The 14,245-nt window shown below is 65.9% G+C and carries 16 protein-coding genes; 7 read left to right on the top strand and 9 right to left on the bottom strand.

All coding sequences use genetic code 11. The annotated features are described in order from the left end of the window. Window positions 1-105 precede the first annotated feature (105 nt). Window positions 106-525 (top strand): hypothetical protein, encoded by a 420-nt coding sequence (locus Har1131_RS04930; RefSeq protein ID WP_151145301.1) that lies wholly within the window; start codon window positions 106-108, stop codon window positions 523-525. Between the two features lie 26 nt (window positions 526-551). Here the strand turns inward: Har1131_RS04930 and Har1131_RS04925 are convergent, their stop codons facing one another. After that, on the bottom strand, window positions 552-1,031 hold the full coding sequence (locus Har1131_RS04925; protein WP_004591044.1) for an RNA-binding protein: 480 nt from the start codon (window positions 1,029-1,031) through the stop codon (window positions 552-554). 95 nt (window positions 1,032-1,126) lie between these two features. On the opposite strand from Har1131_RS04925, the gene Har1131_RS04920 reads away from it, so the two are divergent. Continuing rightward, complete coding sequence (locus Har1131_RS04920) at window positions 1,127-2,038, top strand: cobalamin-binding protein (RefSeq protein ID WP_050037050.1); 912 nt, start codon at window positions 1,127-1,129, stop codon at window positions 2,036-2,038. A gap of 24 nt (window positions 2,039-2,062) precedes the next feature. Here the strand turns inward: Har1131_RS04920 and Har1131_RS04915 are convergent, their stop codons facing one another. The 7 genes from Har1131_RS04915 to Har1131_RS04885 all read right to left on the bottom strand — a co-directional run bounded on the left by Har1131_RS04915 (window position 2,063) and on the right by Har1131_RS04885 (window position 8,034). After that, window positions 2,063-2,524, bottom strand: a complete 462-nt coding sequence (locus Har1131_RS04915) for an alpha/beta fold hydrolase (RefSeq protein ID WP_151145298.1) — start codon at window positions 2,522-2,524, stop codon at window positions 2,063-2,065. After that, window positions 2,491-2,820: an alpha/beta fold hydrolase gene (locus Har1131_RS04910; RefSeq protein WP_151145294.1), complete on the bottom strand. Its 330-nt coding sequence runs from the start codon at window positions 2,818-2,820 to the stop codon at window positions 2,491-2,493. The genes Har1131_RS04915 and Har1131_RS04910 overlap by 34 nt, the downstream gene beginning before the upstream one ends. A 67-nt stretch (window positions 2,821-2,887) precedes the next feature. Then, entirely contained in the window at window positions 2,888-3,259 is a 372-nt protein-coding gene (locus Har1131_RS04905; protein ID WP_050007092.1) for a DUF5658 family protein, read from the bottom strand. A 113-nt stretch (window positions 3,260-3,372) separates the two neighbouring features. Then, window positions 3,373-4,188 (bottom strand): molybdopterin-synthase adenylyltransferase MoeB, encoded by an 816-nt coding sequence (locus tag Har1131_RS04900; protein WP_014041259.1) that lies wholly within the window; start codon window positions 4,186-4,188, stop codon window positions 3,373-3,375. A gap of 98 nt (window positions 4,189-4,286) precedes the next feature. Next, a complete protein-coding gene (locus Har1131_RS04895; protein ID WP_014041260.1) occupies window positions 4,287-5,261 on the bottom strand; it encodes a methyl-accepting chemotaxis protein in 975 nt (324 codons plus the stop codon). 89 nt (window positions 5,262-5,350) lie between these two features. Further along, on the bottom strand, window positions 5,351-6,853 hold the full coding sequence (locus Har1131_RS04890; RefSeq protein WP_014041261.1) for a carboxypeptidase M32: 1,503 nt from the start codon (window positions 6,851-6,853) through the stop codon (window positions 5,351-5,353). Between the two features lie 98 nt (window positions 6,854-6,951). After that, window positions 6,952-8,034 carry a M20 family metallopeptidase gene (locus tag Har1131_RS04885; RefSeq protein ID WP_050037053.1) on the bottom strand — a complete coding sequence of 361 codons (1,083 nt, stop codon included), beginning with the start codon at window positions 8,032-8,034 and terminating at the stop codon, window positions 6,952-6,954. A gap of 119 nt (window positions 8,035-8,153) precedes the next feature. Between Har1131_RS04885 and Har1131_RS04880 the strand changes: the two genes are divergently transcribed. The 3 genes from Har1131_RS04880 (at window position 8,154) to Har1131_RS04870 (ending at window position 11,510) form a co-directional block, all read left to right on the top strand. Further along, entirely contained in the window at window positions 8,154-10,031 is a 1,878-nt protein-coding gene (locus tag Har1131_RS04880) for a PINc/VapC family ATPase (RefSeq protein ID WP_050037054.1), read from the top strand. 98 nt (window positions 10,032-10,129) lie between these two features. Then, window positions 10,130-10,951, top strand: a complete 822-nt coding sequence (locus tag Har1131_RS04875; protein WP_151145291.1) for a YqcI/YcgG family protein — start codon at window positions 10,130-10,132, stop codon at window positions 10,949-10,951. A gap of 1 nt (window position 10,952) precedes the next feature. Further along, a complete protein-coding gene (locus Har1131_RS04870) occupies window positions 10,953-11,510 on the top strand; it encodes a cysteine hydrolase family protein (RefSeq protein WP_014041265.1) in 558 nt (185 codons plus the stop codon). Between the two features lie 48 nt (window positions 11,511-11,558). On the opposite strand, the gene Har1131_RS04865 is transcribed toward Har1131_RS04870, so the two are convergent. Further along, the gene (locus Har1131_RS04865; protein ID WP_004514919.1) at window positions 11,559-11,822 is read right to left on the bottom strand and encodes a winged helix-turn-helix domain-containing protein; all 264 of its coding nucleotides are present in this window, start codon (window positions 11,820-11,822) and stop codon (window positions 11,559-11,561) included. A gap of 125 nt (window positions 11,823-11,947) precedes the next feature. On the opposite strand from Har1131_RS04865, the gene Har1131_RS04860 reads away from it, so the two are divergent. Both Har1131_RS04860 and Har1131_RS04855 read left to right on the top strand, forming a co-directional pair. Then, complete coding sequence (locus Har1131_RS04860; protein WP_023843411.1) at window positions 11,948-12,244, top strand: hypothetical protein; 297 nt, start codon at window positions 11,948-11,950, stop codon at window positions 12,242-12,244. A 2-nt stretch (window positions 12,245-12,246) separates the two neighbouring features. Then, the gene (locus Har1131_RS04855; RefSeq protein ID WP_050037056.1) at window positions 12,247-14,076 is read left to right on the top strand and encodes a ribosome biogenesis/translation initiation ATPase RLI; all 1,830 of its coding nucleotides are present in this window, start codon (window positions 12,247-12,249) and stop codon (window positions 14,074-14,076) included. Window positions 14,077-14,245: the final 169 nt, after the last annotated feature.

Below are 14,245 nucleotides of genomic sequence, written 5' to 3'. Positions count from 1 at the left end.
CCATCGAACGTGTCGCCACAGCACCCCTGATCGGCCGTGGTGGCGAGCAGGAACAGCGAGTTCCACACAAAACGTTATTCAGCGGCGGAGCAAACACCGACAGCGATGCGCCCGCCCTCCATCAGAACGACTCCCCGCACCGTCGCAGCCGTCGGTGGCGTCCTCTATGCTATCGGCGTGCTGTCGTGGCTGTTTACAAGCGGCGTCCATTTCTCGTCGGAGGATCCGACGACACTCGCGTTCGGGGCCGGCTACGCCGCCGTTGGGATGGTCCTCACAGGTGCCGTCCCGCTGTATCTCTGTAGCCGCCTCTCGCTTGTTACGCCAGTCCTCGTGACGCTCTGGCTGCTTGGCAACACGGTGTCGCAGTGGTTCTACGGGACGCATCTCCACCCGTTGTCGTCGTATCTCACCGTCTGGCCACTGCTGCTCGGGGTGGCCGTGAGCGCTGGCGTGGCCGAAGCGGTTGCTAGAATCGGCATAGACCGTACCCTCGACCGGTTCGGGCTTCGGCCGCTGGTGTGACTGGAGTGCGATACCAGTGGACTGCGCTACACCGAGAACTCGAAGAGGTCGTCGCCGACGTGGTGCAGCGACTTGACGACTTTTCCGCTGTCGCCGACCATGTCGTCGCCGTCGGTCTGTGCGCGGCCGACAGCGAGAAACTTCCCGTGGGACTCCTCGTTGATGACGACCAGGTCGCCCTCGCTGATGTCGTCGTCGGCCTCGGTGATACCCGGCCGCATGATGTCAGCGCCGTCCGAGACAAAGGAGACGGCCCCGGCGTCCACGGTGACGATGTGTTTCTCCGGCGGGTACTGATTAGCTCCCTGAACGGTCAGGAACGGTTCGCCGTTCAGATAGAGGACGAGCGGGTCGCCATCGACGAGGACGACGTCCCAGTCGCTGTCGTCGAACTCGACCTTCTCGAAGCTGTCCGCGTCGAGTTCGACACCGAGGTTGTCCGACAGCGCCGTCGTGATGGTGTCGACCTCGTCCGAACGGAGGTGGTGTCGCGACTTGACTTCCATACCCGCGTCTCCTCGGCGACAGAGGGTAAGCGTAACGAACCGTGCGGACGGTGTGGCGGACGCAGGTTTTTGTCCGCGCGGGCTAAGGTCAGGGTATGCGAGTCGTCACGCTGCTGCCCTCGGCGACGGAAATCGTCTACGCGCTCGGCGTCGAGCCGGTCGGCGTCTCACACGAGTGCGACCATCCGCCGGCGGCCCGCGAGAAGCCGTCAGTCAATCGCTCGCGTGTCGACCCGACGGCCTCAAGCGGCGAGATCAACGAGCAGGTCGCGGCCGCCGAGGAGGACGGCGGCGTCTACGCCATCGACCGCGAGACGCTGGCAGAACTGGACCCCGACCTCATCGTCACCCAGGGCGTCTGTGACGTGTGTGCTGTCGACCACGTGGTGGTCGCTGAGGCTGTCGAGGAACTGGGACTGGACGCCGACGTGCTGACGCTGGACGTCCACAGCCTCGACGACCTGTTCGAGTCCATCCACCGGGTCGGTGCAGCCATCAAGCGCGACGAGCGCGCCGCCGAACTCGTCGCGGACCTCCGTGACCGCGTCGCAGCAGTGGAGACAACAGCGGCGCGGGCCGAGACGACGCCCCGCGTGGCGGTGCTCGACTGGCTCGACCCGGTGATGGTCGGCGGGCACTGGGTGCCAGAGATGGTCCGGAAAGCCGGCGGCACCTATGGAATGGAAGAGGCGGGCGCTCACTCCCGGCCCCGCGAGTGGGAGGAGGTCGTCGACTACGACCCCGAGGTGCTGGTGGCCGCGCCCTGTGGCTTCGACGTGGCACAGACCCGCGAGAACATCGCTGACCTGACCGAGCGGCCCGGCTTCGACGATTTGACTGCGGTCCGGGACGGCCGGGCGTACGTGATGGACGGCCACCACTACGTAAATCGGTCGGGGCCGCGCCTCGTGGACACGCTTGAGTTCCTGGCGGCGCTGTGTCACCCGGACCTGTTCGAGACGCCGCCACAAGATGTGGTTGTAGACCTGCCGGCGCTCCGGGCGTAAACTGTCAGGGTACCGAACGCGGCATCAGCGGTCGGGGAGGAACGAGCGAACCGCCGCGCCGACCTTTTCCGGGGCTCGCCAGACACCGACGTGGCCGACATCGGATAGTTCGACGAACGTGGCAGCACTCATCGCGTCGTCGATTGCCCGAATTCCGTCGCGGAGATACGCCGGACTCTCGGACCCAGCAAGGAGTAGCGTGGGTGCATCGACCGTGAGCGAGTCCGGGAGTTCGTAGGACCCGACGACCGCGCTCTCCCGGACGACCGTCTCGGCCAGCGGCGCACGCTCGGCGGTAGGCCACTGCGAGGGGTCGCCGCTGGTGCTCGTCTCGCGGAAGAACGCCTCGATGACGGCTTCACGGTCGCCCGCGTCGAGGTGGCCCCGGAGCCGTGGCGCGAGCGGTGCGCCGTCGCGGTGATCGCCGACCAGTATCGCCGGTTCGTACAGAATTAGCTGGGCGATATCGGTCTCTCTGGCGGCCACCAGCGCACAGAGCCCCCGAAGGAGTGACCGAACAGCACTGGGTCACCCGGGAGCGAATCGATCAGTGCGACCACGTCGTCGACCTCGCGGGCGAGCGAGTGGTCGTCGGCGTCGCCGCTCTCGCCTCGGCCCCGCCGATCCACCGCGACGGGCGTGTAGCCGTCGGGTAACTGAGAGCGAAACCGGTCCCAGACCGCCGACGTGCCGGTCGTTCCATGCACCAGCACGACCGGTTGTCCGTCGCCAGGGCGGTCGTACGCGATGGCGGTCCCGTCGGGTGACGTGAGTGTCTCCATTGGGCCAGATACTCCGGGGGGACGGTGCGAAAGCGTTGTGAATCGACAGAACGGAGTCGTTCTCGCGTCACACTACCGCCGCGACCAGCCCGACGTAGGTATTCCCGAGAACGACGACGACACCGAGGGCCACGACCGAGAGAAACCAGGCCCGCCACAGCGGGACCCGCTCGACCACGTCGCGACACTCCAGCAGGACGACGCCGACGTAGAGGACGACGGCCATCTTCAAAGCGATTACGAGCAGCGGTTCGTGAATAAGGAGGGTCCGTATCCACGGGTTTGCTTCCAGCCCCGGCCCGGCAAACTGCGCGGCGAACAGCGTCGACAGCGCATCGCCGAAGCCCCAGACGAGCACCAGCGAGAACACGAGTTCGACGTAGCCGGGCATCTGGAGGCGAACCGAGAGGGGATGCGATGCGTGGTCAGGGCTGGACATGTGAGGGGATACCGATACTCGCGGTTGTCGGCGCATAAAGCTCGCTTCCACAGTATCAGCCATGAAAACTGGCGGCGAGTACAGGGCGAGCCGGTCAGTACAGAGCGAGTCGGTCAGTCCTCGGCGAGCGAACAGCGTCCCTCGTAGCTTGCGTCGGCGACGCTCGCGATGGCCGGGTCCTCGCCACACACCGGGCAGTCGGGGTTGGCGGCGACGGGGATTTCCTCGAAGGACATCTCGGCGGCGTCGTAGGCGACGAGTCGCCCCTCCAGCGTCTCGCCGTAGTCCATCGCGAGCTTGACGACCTCGGTCGCTTGCATGCACCCGATAGTGCCCGGCAGGACGCCGAGAACGCCCGCGGTCGCGCAGTCGGGAACGGTTCCCTCCGGCGGCGCTTCGGGGAACAGACAGCGGTAACACGGACTGTCGCCGGAGAACGTCGTTACCTGGCCCTCGAACTGGAAAATCGCGCCGTGGGTGAAGGGCGTCCCCGACAGCGTGCAGGCGTCGTTGACGAGGAACCGCGTGGCGAAGTTGTCGGAGGCGTCGACGACGATGTCGTAGTCGGCTACCAGGTCGGTCGCGTTCTCCCGCGCCAGCCGCAGGTCGTGGCGGTCGACGGTCACGTCGGGATTGAGGCCGGTGACGAACTCGGCGGCGCTGTCGACCTTCGGTCGGCCGACATCGTCGTCGCCGTGGATGACCTGCCGCTGGAGGTTCGACCGCTCGACCACGTCGTCGTCGACGATACCCAGCCGCCCGATGCCCGCAGCCGCGAGGTACTGGAGGACCGGTGCGCCGAGGCCGCCGGCCCCGACGACCAGCACGTCGGTGTCAAGCAGCGCGGCCTGGCCCTCCGGCCCCACGTCGTTCATGATGATATGCCGGGAGTACCGGTCAAGCTGTTCTGGATCCAGATCCGGTCGCATAGTGGCCGTACGCCACCCGGAGAAATAAACGACGGGTTCGTCGCGGGGGGCACGTTCGGGACGCAGAGCTGATCCGAACAGCCGGGACAGTTCGCCGCTCAGTTGTTGCGCTGGAGGTCCGCGACGAGATCGTCTATCGCCTGATTGATGTCGGTGAGAAGGTCGGTTTGCTCATCGGATTCCTCGGCGATGTCGGCCGTACCGTCGGCGATATCCTCGGCTGCGTCCGTGGACTGGTCGATCATGCTGGCCACTTCCTCGGTCGAGGCGGCCTGCTGGTCCGTCGCCGTAGCGACCTCCTCGATACCGTTGTTGACCTCGCGGACAGTGTCGTCGATCTCTTCGAGGATTTCGGTCGACTCCTCGACAGTGTCGATACCGTCGTCGATCTCTTCGTTGCTCTCTTCGAGGCTCTCGACGGCGTTCTCGGTGTCGTCCTGAATGCCGTCGATCATCTGCTCGATGGTCGTCGCCTGCTCCTGTGACTCCTCGGCGAGGCTCTTGACCTCGTTTGCGACGACGGCGAACCCTTCGCCCGCCTCACCGGCGCGAGCGGCCTCGATGGACGCGTTCAGCGCCAGCATGTTGGTCTGGTCGGCGATGTCGTTGATGACGTCGACGATCTCGTCGATCTCCTCGACGCTCTCCTGAATCGTCTTGACGTCCTCGGCGACGCTGTCGGCCGCCTGCTGGATGTTCTCCATCGCCTCGTGGACGTCGTCAGCGTTCCCCTGCCCGCGTTCGGCGAGTTCCTTTGCTTCGCGGGAGGCCGCGGACACCTCTTCGGACGACGAGGCGATCTGCTCGACCGACGCCGAGAGGTTCGACACCTCGTTTGCGATGTCTGTCAGTCCCTCGTACTGCTCGGCGGCCTGTTCGCGGATCTCGGCAGTTTCCTCCGCGATTCCGACCGACGTGCCCTCCAGCTCGGCCAGCATCGTCTGGATCTCGCTCGCTGCAGTGTGGCTGTAGCCGGCCTCCGTGTCGATATTCTCCGCGACGTCGTCCTGGATGTCCGTGTCGATCCCCGTCCCTGTTTGGTTCGTTACATTTTCCGTCGGTCTCTCAGCCATAGTAGTCGTCACAATGGGAGGGGAATATAAAACGAGTTGCCCAATAGTATCAGAGTCGATATCTGGAACGGGGTTCGTCGACCGTCGTGTCAGCAGTCGTACAGCGCGCGGTACTTCTCCTCGGCGTAGTCGAGGAAGTGCTCGGCGGTGAAGGACTCGCCCGTCGCTTCTTCCACGAGGTCGTCAGTCCGATAGCGTGCGCCGTGCTGGTGGACGTTCTCGGTGAGCCAGTCGTGAATCGGGCCGAACTCGCCGGCGCGGACGTGGTCGTCGAAGCCGTCGATGTCCTGCCGAGCGTGGTGGTCCAGTTGCGCGGCCAGCACCGACCCGAGCGTGTAGGTGGGGAAGTACCCGAAGGCCCCGTTGGTCCAGTGGATGTCCTGCAGGCAGCCCTCGGCGTCGGTGTCGGGGCGGATACCGAGATACTCTTCCATCTTGTCGTTCCAGACCCCTGGCACGTCTTCGACGGCGAGGTCCCCACGGATGAGGTCCCGTTCGATTTCGAAACGGACGATGATGTGCATGTGGTACGTTAGCTCGTCCGCCTCGACCCGGATGAGGTTGTCGTCGTACACCTCGTTGAACGCTTCGTAGAACTGCTGGGCGGTGGCGTCGGTCCCGAGATGGTCGTTGGCCGTCTCGGTGAAGAAGTCCCAGAACGAACGCGAGCGGCCGACGTGGTTCTCCCAGAAGCGTGACTGTGACTCGTGAACGGAGAGGTCGCGATTGTCGCCCAGCGGCGTGCCGTACGCTTCCTGTGGCAGGCCGAGCGTGTACGTGGCGTGACCGAACTCGTGGATGGTCGAGCCGAGCGCGTCAAGCGGGTCCTCGGGGGTGAAGCGAGTGGTGACGCGGGCGTCGAACTGCGTCCCCATCGAGAACGGGTGGGGTGCAGTGTCGAGGCGGCCGCGGTCCCAGTCGTAGCCAAGCGTGTCAAGCGCTGTCTCGACGAGGTCGTGCTGGGTGTCGTCGTCGTAGATGCCCTCGAATGGGTCGGCAAGCGTCACGTCGCTGTCGGCGATGTCGTCGATGAGCGGAACGAGCGCGTCGCGGAGGTTCGTGAGTACTTCCTCGGCAGTGTCGATGCCGAGATACGGCTCGTACTCCTCGAACAGCACCTCGTAGGGGTCGCGGTCGGGGTCGATGGCGGCGGCGTACTCCCGGCGGAGTTCGACCAGTTCCTCCAGCGTGTCGGCGAAGGCGTCGAAGTCGTCCTCGGCCTTGGCTTCCTTCCAGACCGGCAGGGCGTTCGAGGACGCTTCGGAGAGGCGTTCGACAAGGTCTGCGGGGACCCTGGTGGCCCGCTCGTGGTCCCGCCGGACCTCCCGAACGACGGCCTCCTGTTCGGGGTCGAGGTCGGCGTCGTCGAGTTCGTCCAGCCAGTCGGCCAGATCGTCGTCGGTAAGCAGATCGTGATGGAGCGTCGAGATGGCGGAGGTCTGTTTCGCCCGGGCCGGCGTGCCGGCGTCGGGCATCATCACCTGCTGGTCCCAGTTGAGGACGCCGCCGGCGTCCTCGACGTAGTGGAGGCGGCGGACGTGATCCAGGAACTGCTCGTACGTGGACTCGCTGTCCTCGCTCGCTGTTGCCATACGGCGGCGTTAGGCCGGTGACCGTAAAGGCCCGACGCCGCCGGTAAGGGGTGCACTAGCTAACAGGACACATCAGGGCAGCGCGGAACAGCCGACAGTCACTCGGGCGGCCACGACTCGGCAACGTCCTCGTAGATGTCTCGACACCGCTCCAACACAGCCAGCGACACGCTCTCATCACCAGTGTGGGCCTCGCCGGGTTCGGCCGCGCCGACAATCACGCAGTCCGTCCCGGCCTGGGCGAGCCAGCCGGCGTCGGTCGCGTGCGGTTTGACGACGTGTTCAGGTGTCGCGTCCTGCGCGGCGGTAGCGGCGTCCAGCACCCGCTCCGCGAAGTCGGCGTCGCCACAGGCCATCGGCGGGAGGTCCTGGTCGACGCGCCAGGAGACGCCGTCGATAGCTTCGACCCGGTCCAGCGGCGCGCGCTCGCCCGGGACTGTCCGCTCGTCGACGGTGACCTCGCATCGCTCGGGAATGACGTTCCAGGCCGAGCCGCCATCTATTTCCGTGACGGCGACACTCCCGCTCATTTCGTGGCCCAGGACGGTCGTCTCGGGGAAGTCGAGGTCCCGGACCATGTCGACGGCGTCGGTCGCGCGGTAGATGGCGTTCGCGCCGGCTTCAGGTTCGCTGGCGTGGGCCGCCGCGCCCTCGGCGACGATAGTCGATCCCCGCCGGCCTTTGTGGGCGACGGCCACGTCCGTCGTTCCTGGTGCGGAGTAGCCGGTCGACCCCTCACCGACGACGGCGTAGTCGGGCGCGAAGCCGTCCTCAATGGCGGCCTGGCACCCGATGCCGCCCTGTTCCTCGCCGACGAACGAAGCGAAAATCAGTTCGCTAGCGGGGTCGGCGTCCCGGAAGGCCAGCAACGCCGCGGCGACACACCCCTTCATGTCCGCTGCGCCCCGGCCGTAGAGACGGCCGTCGCGTTCCTCGACGACGTACTCGCCGTCGGCGTCGACCTGGGACTCGTCCGGCGGGACGACGTCGTGGTGGCCGACGAAGGCGAGCGAGTCGTCGGCCTGGCCCTTGCGGGCGATGACGTTCCCGTGGTCGTCGCGGGTGACTTGCGCATCGGTGTGGTCCCGGAGCCACGTCAGGATGTACTCCCCAGCAGCCGCTTCGTCGTCGTGACTGGGGATCGAAACGAGGGCACGAGTCAGCGACGGCAGCGTCTCCATACCGTGGGTCGTGTGCCGGAGCGGCAAAAATCCGGGGCAGGTGAGCCTGCCCGCGGACGGCAGGGACGGAGAGGGCACGGACTCCATACCCTTATCAACGGCAGTCTCCAACGGCCGATATGGAAATCGTACCGGACACGAGCGTGGTCATCGACGGCCGCGTGTCCGACCAAGTGAAGGCCGATGCCGACCCCGACACCGACGTCGACGGCATGGGCTTTGCCGGCGCGACGGTCGTCGTCCCCGAAGCCGTCGTCGGCGAACTCGAAGCACAGGCGAACGACGGCCGCGAGACGGGCTGGGAGGGCCTTGAAGAGCTCCAGACGCTCGTCGACCTGGCCGAGGGGGGTACTATCGACGTGGAGTACGTGGGCCGACGACCCGACGCCATCGAGAAGCGCGAGGCCGGCGAGGGGCAGATCGACGCGCTCATCCGGGACATCGCCGGTGACCGCGGTGCCACGCTCGTGACCAGCGACGACGTGCAGGCCCAGGTGGCCCGCGCGAAAGGGCTCGCAGTGGAGTTCGTCGAGCCGGTCAAGCGGACGGTCGACCGCCTGCAGATCGAGAACTTCTTCGACGAGGGGACGATGAGCGTCCACCTCAAGGTCGGCGTCCAGCCCTACGCCAAGAAGGGCTCTATCGGCGACATGCAGTACACGCCGATCCGCGACGACCCTGCAACCGAAAGTGAGCTACGGGAGTACGCCGCCGACATCGAGGAGAGCGCGCGCGCCTCGCCGGACGGCTTCCTCGAACTCGACGAGCCCGGGATGACGATCACCCAGTTCCGGGACTTCCGGATCGCCATCGCGCGGCCGCCCTTCGCCGACGCACTGGAAATCACGGCCGTCCGGCCCATCGTCAAGACCGAACTGGACGACTACGAGTACGCGGACCAGCTCCGTGACCGCTTCACCGAACACCAGCGCGGCGTCCTCATCTCCGGCTCACCCGGGGCCGGGAAATCGACGTTCGCCCAGGCGGTCGGGGAGTTCCTCGTCGACGCCGACTACGCGGTCAAGACGATGGAGAAGCCACGGGACCTCCAGGTCGGCCCGAACATCACACAGTACACCGAACTCGGCGGCTCCATGGAGAAGACCGCCGACTCGCTGCTGATGGTCCGGCCGGACTACACCATCTACGACGAGGTGCGCAAGACAGACGACTTCGAGGTGTTCGCGGACATGCGCCTGGCCGGCGTCGGCATGGTGGGCGTCGTCCACGCGACCCGCGCCATCGACGCGCTCCAGCGGCTCATCGGCCGCGTCGAACTGGGGCTCATCCCCCAGATCGTCGACACCGTCGTCTACATCGAAGCCGGGGAAGTCGACACGGTCTACGACGTGACGACCGAAGTCAAGGTCCCACAGGGGCTCATGGAGGAAGACCTCGCACGACCGGTCATCATGGTCAAGGACTTCGAGACCGGGCGGCCGGAGTTCGAGATCTACACCTTCAACAACCAGGTCGTCACGGTGCCGCTGGGCGACGACGAGGACGAGCAGGACTCCGGCGTCGACCGCCTCGCCAAGCAGGAGGTCGAACGCGAGATCCGGTCCATCGCCCGCGGCCACGTCGAGGTCGAACTCCGCGGTCCGAACACCGCCGTCGTCTGGGTCGAAGACGACGACATCTCGCAGGTCATCGGGAAGGGCGGCGGCCGCATCTCCGACGTGGAGAACCGCCTCGGCATCGACATCGACGTGCGGACCTTCGAGGAACGGCCGTCAGGTCCCTCCGGTGGCCCCCAGACCGAATCCGGCGGCAAGCAGGGCGAGATCGTCCAGCCGGAAGTCACCTCCCGGCACGTCATCGTCCCGTTGGACGGCCACGCCGGCGACACGGTCGAACTGCAGGCCGACGGCGAGTACCTCTTTACCGCGACGGTCTCCCGTAGCGGCGAGATTCAGGTCTCGCGCGGGTCGGGCATCGCCGAGGAACTAGAGCGAGCGATCGACCGCGGCAGCACGATTACTGTCGTCCCGTCGTAGGGTTCGGCGAGCAAGCCGGTCGTGCGGTTATCGCCGAGAAATGGGGCCGAGCCGGCGAAAACGACAGCTAAATTCCGGTGGAACACGACCGACTAGCCATGACTGACGCAGTCGTCGGGAGCTTACAGGACCAGGAGACGCTGGCCGCCCGAGTGGAGCGCGGTGACGCACCGGAGTGGGTCGGGGCCCACTGGCGGACCTTCCGTGAGGGGCTGACCGGTGAGCGGAACGGCTCCCCGTTCCCCTGTTTTTTCGGCGCAGAGTCAGTTCGAGACGGTGAACCGCTGTACACGGCTGTCCCGTCAATGAGCGACCCGGACGCGCTGTTCGACCTCGGCCGGACGCTGCTCACGTATCTGGAGACCTATCAGGACCACAGCGAGCGGGCCTCACTGGTGACCTTCTTCCGGCCGCCTGAGCGACCGCTGACGGAGGCCGAGTACCACGACCGGCTCTGGCATATCCTCCAGTTCCTCCACGTCCACGACCCGGAGCCGTGGCCCGAGGACATCCCGACCGATCCAGATGACCCGCACTGGGAGTTCTGCTTCGGGGGCGAGCCGATGTTTCCGACCTGCCGCGCACCGTTCTACGACACGCGAAAGAGCCGCTACTGTCCGGTCGGGCTGGAAGTTACGTTCCAGCCCCGGGCGCTGTTCGAGGACCTGAACGTCACGGCCGACACCGAGGCCGGTCAGCACGCCCGCAATATCATCCAGGGACGGCTGGAGGAGTACGACGGCGTCTGTCCCCACGCCGACCTGGGCGACTGGGGCGTCGAGGGCGATCGGGAGTGGCCCCAGTACATGCTGTCGTCGGACGAGGACGCGTCGCCGGACGAGTGTCCGATAACCGTGACGCGCGAGCACCCGAAATCGAAGTGGCTCATCGGGACGCCCGCCCCGGAGCCGGCCGACTGAAATGGTCGCACTGCCCGAGACACCGGTGCTCGTGCTGGTGGATTTCCAGCAGGGGTTCGACGACCCGGCGTGGGGGACGCGGAGCAACCCCGACGCCGAGGCGAACGCGACACGCCTGCTTACCGAATGGCGAGAGCGTGGGCTTCCGGTCGTCCACGTCCGGCACAACTCGACGGAGCCGGACTCGCCGCTCCGGCACGGCGAACCGGGGTTCGCGTTCAAGCCGGAACTGGAGCCCGAACCGGGAGAAGCGACGTTTGAAAAGCGCGTCAACGGCGCGTTCGTCGACACCGGACTGGAGGCGTGGCTCCGCGAACGGGACCACGAGACGCTCGTTGTTTGTGGCCTGACGACTGACCACTGCGTGTCGACGACGACGCGGATGGCTGAAAACCGCGGGTTTGAGGTTGTCGTCCCGGGCGATGCGACGGCGACGTTCGACCGAACGCTCGACGGCGAACGCTTCGAGCCGTCGCTCGTTCACCGGACTGCGCTGGCGCAACTGCGCGGTGAGTTCGCGGAGATCGCGATGACGGACGACGTGGTCGCGTCGCTGTAACCAGCGGCTGCGTGAACGCGTCGCGAAACAGCCAAGCGAGAAGGCGTGTCAGTCCGAGACGGCGGCGTCCGCTTCCGCCGGTTGGTCGATAATCTCGTAGAGATTCTGTCGCGCGTCGGCGAAGTACACGTCTTCTTCGATGACACCGACTTCGTCGAGTCGTTCCAGAGCGTAGCGAACGGTCCGTGCCGAGAGCATCGACTCCTCGACGATGCCTTTCTGTGTCAGCGGGCCGTCGTACTCCAGAACCTTGTATACGAGCTTTGCGCTCGGCGGAAGGTCTGCGATGGCCTCCCCATCAGAGTCCGTCATTACCCGTAATCACAAGCGCCGGGCGCATAAAGATTGAGGAGTCCGTCTCGCCGCCGCACGCATTTGCGGCCGCGTCACAGTACTGAACCGCGCACCTTTTGGTTGCGGGTAGTGGAACGTGTGGTATGGCTACGGAAACGGCGGACGGAATGAGCTCCCATATGCGGGGGCTCACTGTCACGACGCTGACAGCCGTCGCTGGCATCGCCGCCGCGTTCGGTTCCAACGAGTTAGCGGCCACGCCGGACGCCCCGCAAGGGATACTTGTCCTCGCGGTCGCTATCGCAGCACAGTTCCCGATTCTGCGGGTGATCGGCATCGACACGGACGACCTCTCGGCGAAGGACGTGCTCTACATCGGCTTCATGACCTTCTCGCTGTGGTTCGTCTCGTGGGGCATTCTCCTCACGACGGGAGCGTAACGATGGCCGAAGACAGTATCGCCGTCGTCGACCTAGAGCGGTGTCAGCCCGACCGCTGTAACTACGAGTGCATGAACTACTGCCCGCCCAACCGCAGCGGGAAAGAGTGCATCGTCAAGCGGGAAGACGAGTACGAGGAGGACGAACCCTTCGAGGGCCAGCCCGACCAGGTCCGCATCTCCGAGGAGATCTGTCTGGGCGAGTCCTGCGGTATCTGCGTGAACAAGTGCCCGTTCGACGCCATCGAGATCATTAATCTCCCACAGGAGCTGACCGACGAGCCGGTCCACCGCTACGGGGAGAACGCCTTCGCGCTGTACGGGCTTCCGAGCCCCGCCGAAGGCCAGGTGACGGGGATTCTCGGCCCGAACGGCATCGGGAAGACCACCGCCGTCCGCATCCTCGCCGACGAGATGCAGCCCAACCTGGGCCGCTACGGCGAGGAGCCGAACTGGGACGAGATCCTCGACGAATACCGCGGGACTGCCCTGCAGGAGTACCTCGAACAGATGCGCGACGGCGACGTGAGCGTCGCCCGCAAGCCCCAGTACGTCGACCGGATTCCGGACCAGTTCGACGGCAAAGCCATCGAACTGCTGGACCAGACCGACGAACGCGGCGACCTCGATTATCTCATCGAACGGACAGGCATCGAGCCGGTCGTGGACAACCACATCGACGATCTCTCCGGCGGGGAGCTCCAGCGGGTCGCGCTGGTCGCCACGCTGGCGCGGGACGCCGATTTCTACTTCCTCGACGAGATCACGCCGTATCTGGACATCGGCCAGCGGATGACCGCCGCGCGGCTCATCCGGGAACTCGCCGAGGAGGAGGACCGCTCGATGCTCGTCGTCGAGCACGACCTCGCCATCCTGGACCTGCTCGCGGACAACATCAATGTCGCCTACGGGACCCCCGGCGCGTTCGGTATCATCACGCCGCCCAAATCGACGAAGAAGGGCATCAACGAGTACCTCTCGGGCTACCTCGAAAACGAGAACATGCGCATCCGCCAGACGGACATCGAGTTCGAGGAACACGCGCCACGGAGCGCCTCCACCGGCGACGTGGTCATCGAGTACCCCGAACTCCAGAAGAGCTACGGCAGCGGCGAGTTCTCGCTGGATGTCGAGGCCGGTACCATCCGCGAGAGCGAAGTGCTGGGCGTCGTCGGCCCGAACGGTATCGGGAAGTCGACGTTCGCGAAGATGCTCGCCGGCCGGCTCGAACCGACTGCGGGCGAAATCGACACCAGCCTCGACATCGCCTACAAGCCCCAGTACATCGAGATCGACCAGCCGATGCGCGTCGACGCCTTCCTCGCGTCGATCACGGACGACTTCGGGAGTTCCTACTGGAACACCGAAATCGCCCAGCCGCTCCAACTGGAGTCGGTGATGGAACAGCAGCTCACCGACCTCTCCGGCGGGGAGCGCCAGCGGGTCGCAATCGCGGCCTGCCTCTCGAAGGACGCCGACCTCTACCTGCTGGACGAGCCCTCGGCCCACCTGGACGTGGAACAGCGCGTCATGGCGACCTCCGCGATCCGTCGCTACGCCGAGAACCACGACGCGACGGCGATGGTCATCGACCACGACATCTACATGATCGACCTGCTGGCCGACCGCCTGCTCGTCTTCGACGGTGAACCGGCCCGGAACGGCCACGCCGCGCCGCCACAGGGCATGCGCGAGGGGATGAACGAGTTCCTCCAGAACCTCGACATCACCTTCCGCCGTGACGAACGGACCTCCCGCCCTCGCATCAACAAACCCGACTCGCAACTGGACCGCGAACAGAAGAACGCCGGCGAGTACTACTACGCGCCGTAGGCTCAGAGCGGGAGCGAGGCTGGCGAGAGCCAGACGGCGACTGTCTCGTCATCGGAAATCTACGGGTGAAGAGACCTCAGCCGGAGTCGTTTTTGCGAGAACAGCTGTGCTCAAGCGGTTTCGTCGACGGAGGTCGATACTCGACGGTCGCGCCTGCCGAACCGCGCTC

The organism is Haloarcula sp. CBA1131 (genome assembly GCF_008728975.1).
Lineage (GTDB): Archaea > Halobacteriota > Halobacteria > Halobacteriales > Haloarculaceae > Haloarcula > Haloarcula hispanica.
The sequence above is the reverse complement of the archived record's forward strand: the minus strand, read 5'-3'. Positions and strand labels throughout refer to the sequence as shown.

Coding starts and splice junctions, on each gene's coding strand:
- Har1131_RS04930 (WP_151145301.1), top strand. CDS start 106: ATGCGCCCGCCCTCCATCAGAACGACTCCCCGCACCGTCGCAGCCGTC.
- Har1131_RS04925 (WP_004591044.1), bottom strand. CDS start 1,031: ATGGAAGTCAAGTCGCGACACCACCTCCGTTCGGACGAGGTCGACACC.
- Har1131_RS04920 (WP_050037050.1), top strand. CDS start 1,127: ATGCGAGTCGTCACGCTGCTGCCCTCGGCGACGGAAATCGTCTACGCG.
- Har1131_RS04910 (WP_151145294.1), bottom strand. CDS start 2,820: ATGGAGACACTCACGTCACCCGACGGGACCGCCATCGCGTACGACCGC.
- Har1131_RS04905 (WP_050007092.1), bottom strand. CDS start 3,259: ATGTCCAGCCCTGACCACGCATCGCATCCCCTCTCGGTTCGCCTCCAG.
- Har1131_RS04900 (WP_014041259.1), bottom strand. CDS start 4,188: ATGCGACCGGATCTGGATCCAGAACAGCTTGACCGGTACTCCCGGCAT.
- Har1131_RS04895 (WP_014041260.1), bottom strand. CDS start 5,261: ATGGCTGAGAGACCGACGGAAAATGTAACGAACCAAACAGGGACGGGG.
- Har1131_RS04890 (WP_014041261.1), bottom strand. CDS start 6,853: ATGGCAACAGCGAGCGAGGACAGCGAGTCCACGTACGAGCAGTTCCTG.
- Har1131_RS04885 (WP_050037053.1), bottom strand. CDS start 8,034: ATGGAGACGCTGCCGTCGCTGACTCGTGCCCTCGTTTCGATCCCCAGT.
- Har1131_RS04880 (WP_050037054.1), top strand. CDS start 8,154: ATGGAAATCGTACCGGACACGAGCGTGGTCATCGACGGCCGCGTGTCC.
- Har1131_RS04875 (WP_151145291.1), top strand. CDS start 10,130: ATGACTGACGCAGTCGTCGGGAGCTTACAGGACCAGGAGACGCTGGCC.
- Har1131_RS04870 (WP_014041265.1), top strand. CDS start 10,953: ATGGTCGCACTGCCCGAGACACCGGTGCTCGTGCTGGTGGATTTCCAG.
- Har1131_RS04865 (WP_004514919.1), bottom strand. CDS start 11,822: ATGACGGACTCTGATGGGGAGGCCATCGCAGACCTTCCGCCGAGCGCA.
- Har1131_RS04860 (WP_023843411.1), top strand. CDS start 11,948: ATGGCTACGGAAACGGCGGACGGAATGAGCTCCCATATGCGGGGGCTC.
- Har1131_RS04855 (WP_050037056.1), top strand. CDS start 12,247: ATGGCCGAAGACAGTATCGCCGTCGTCGACCTAGAGCGGTGTCAGCCC.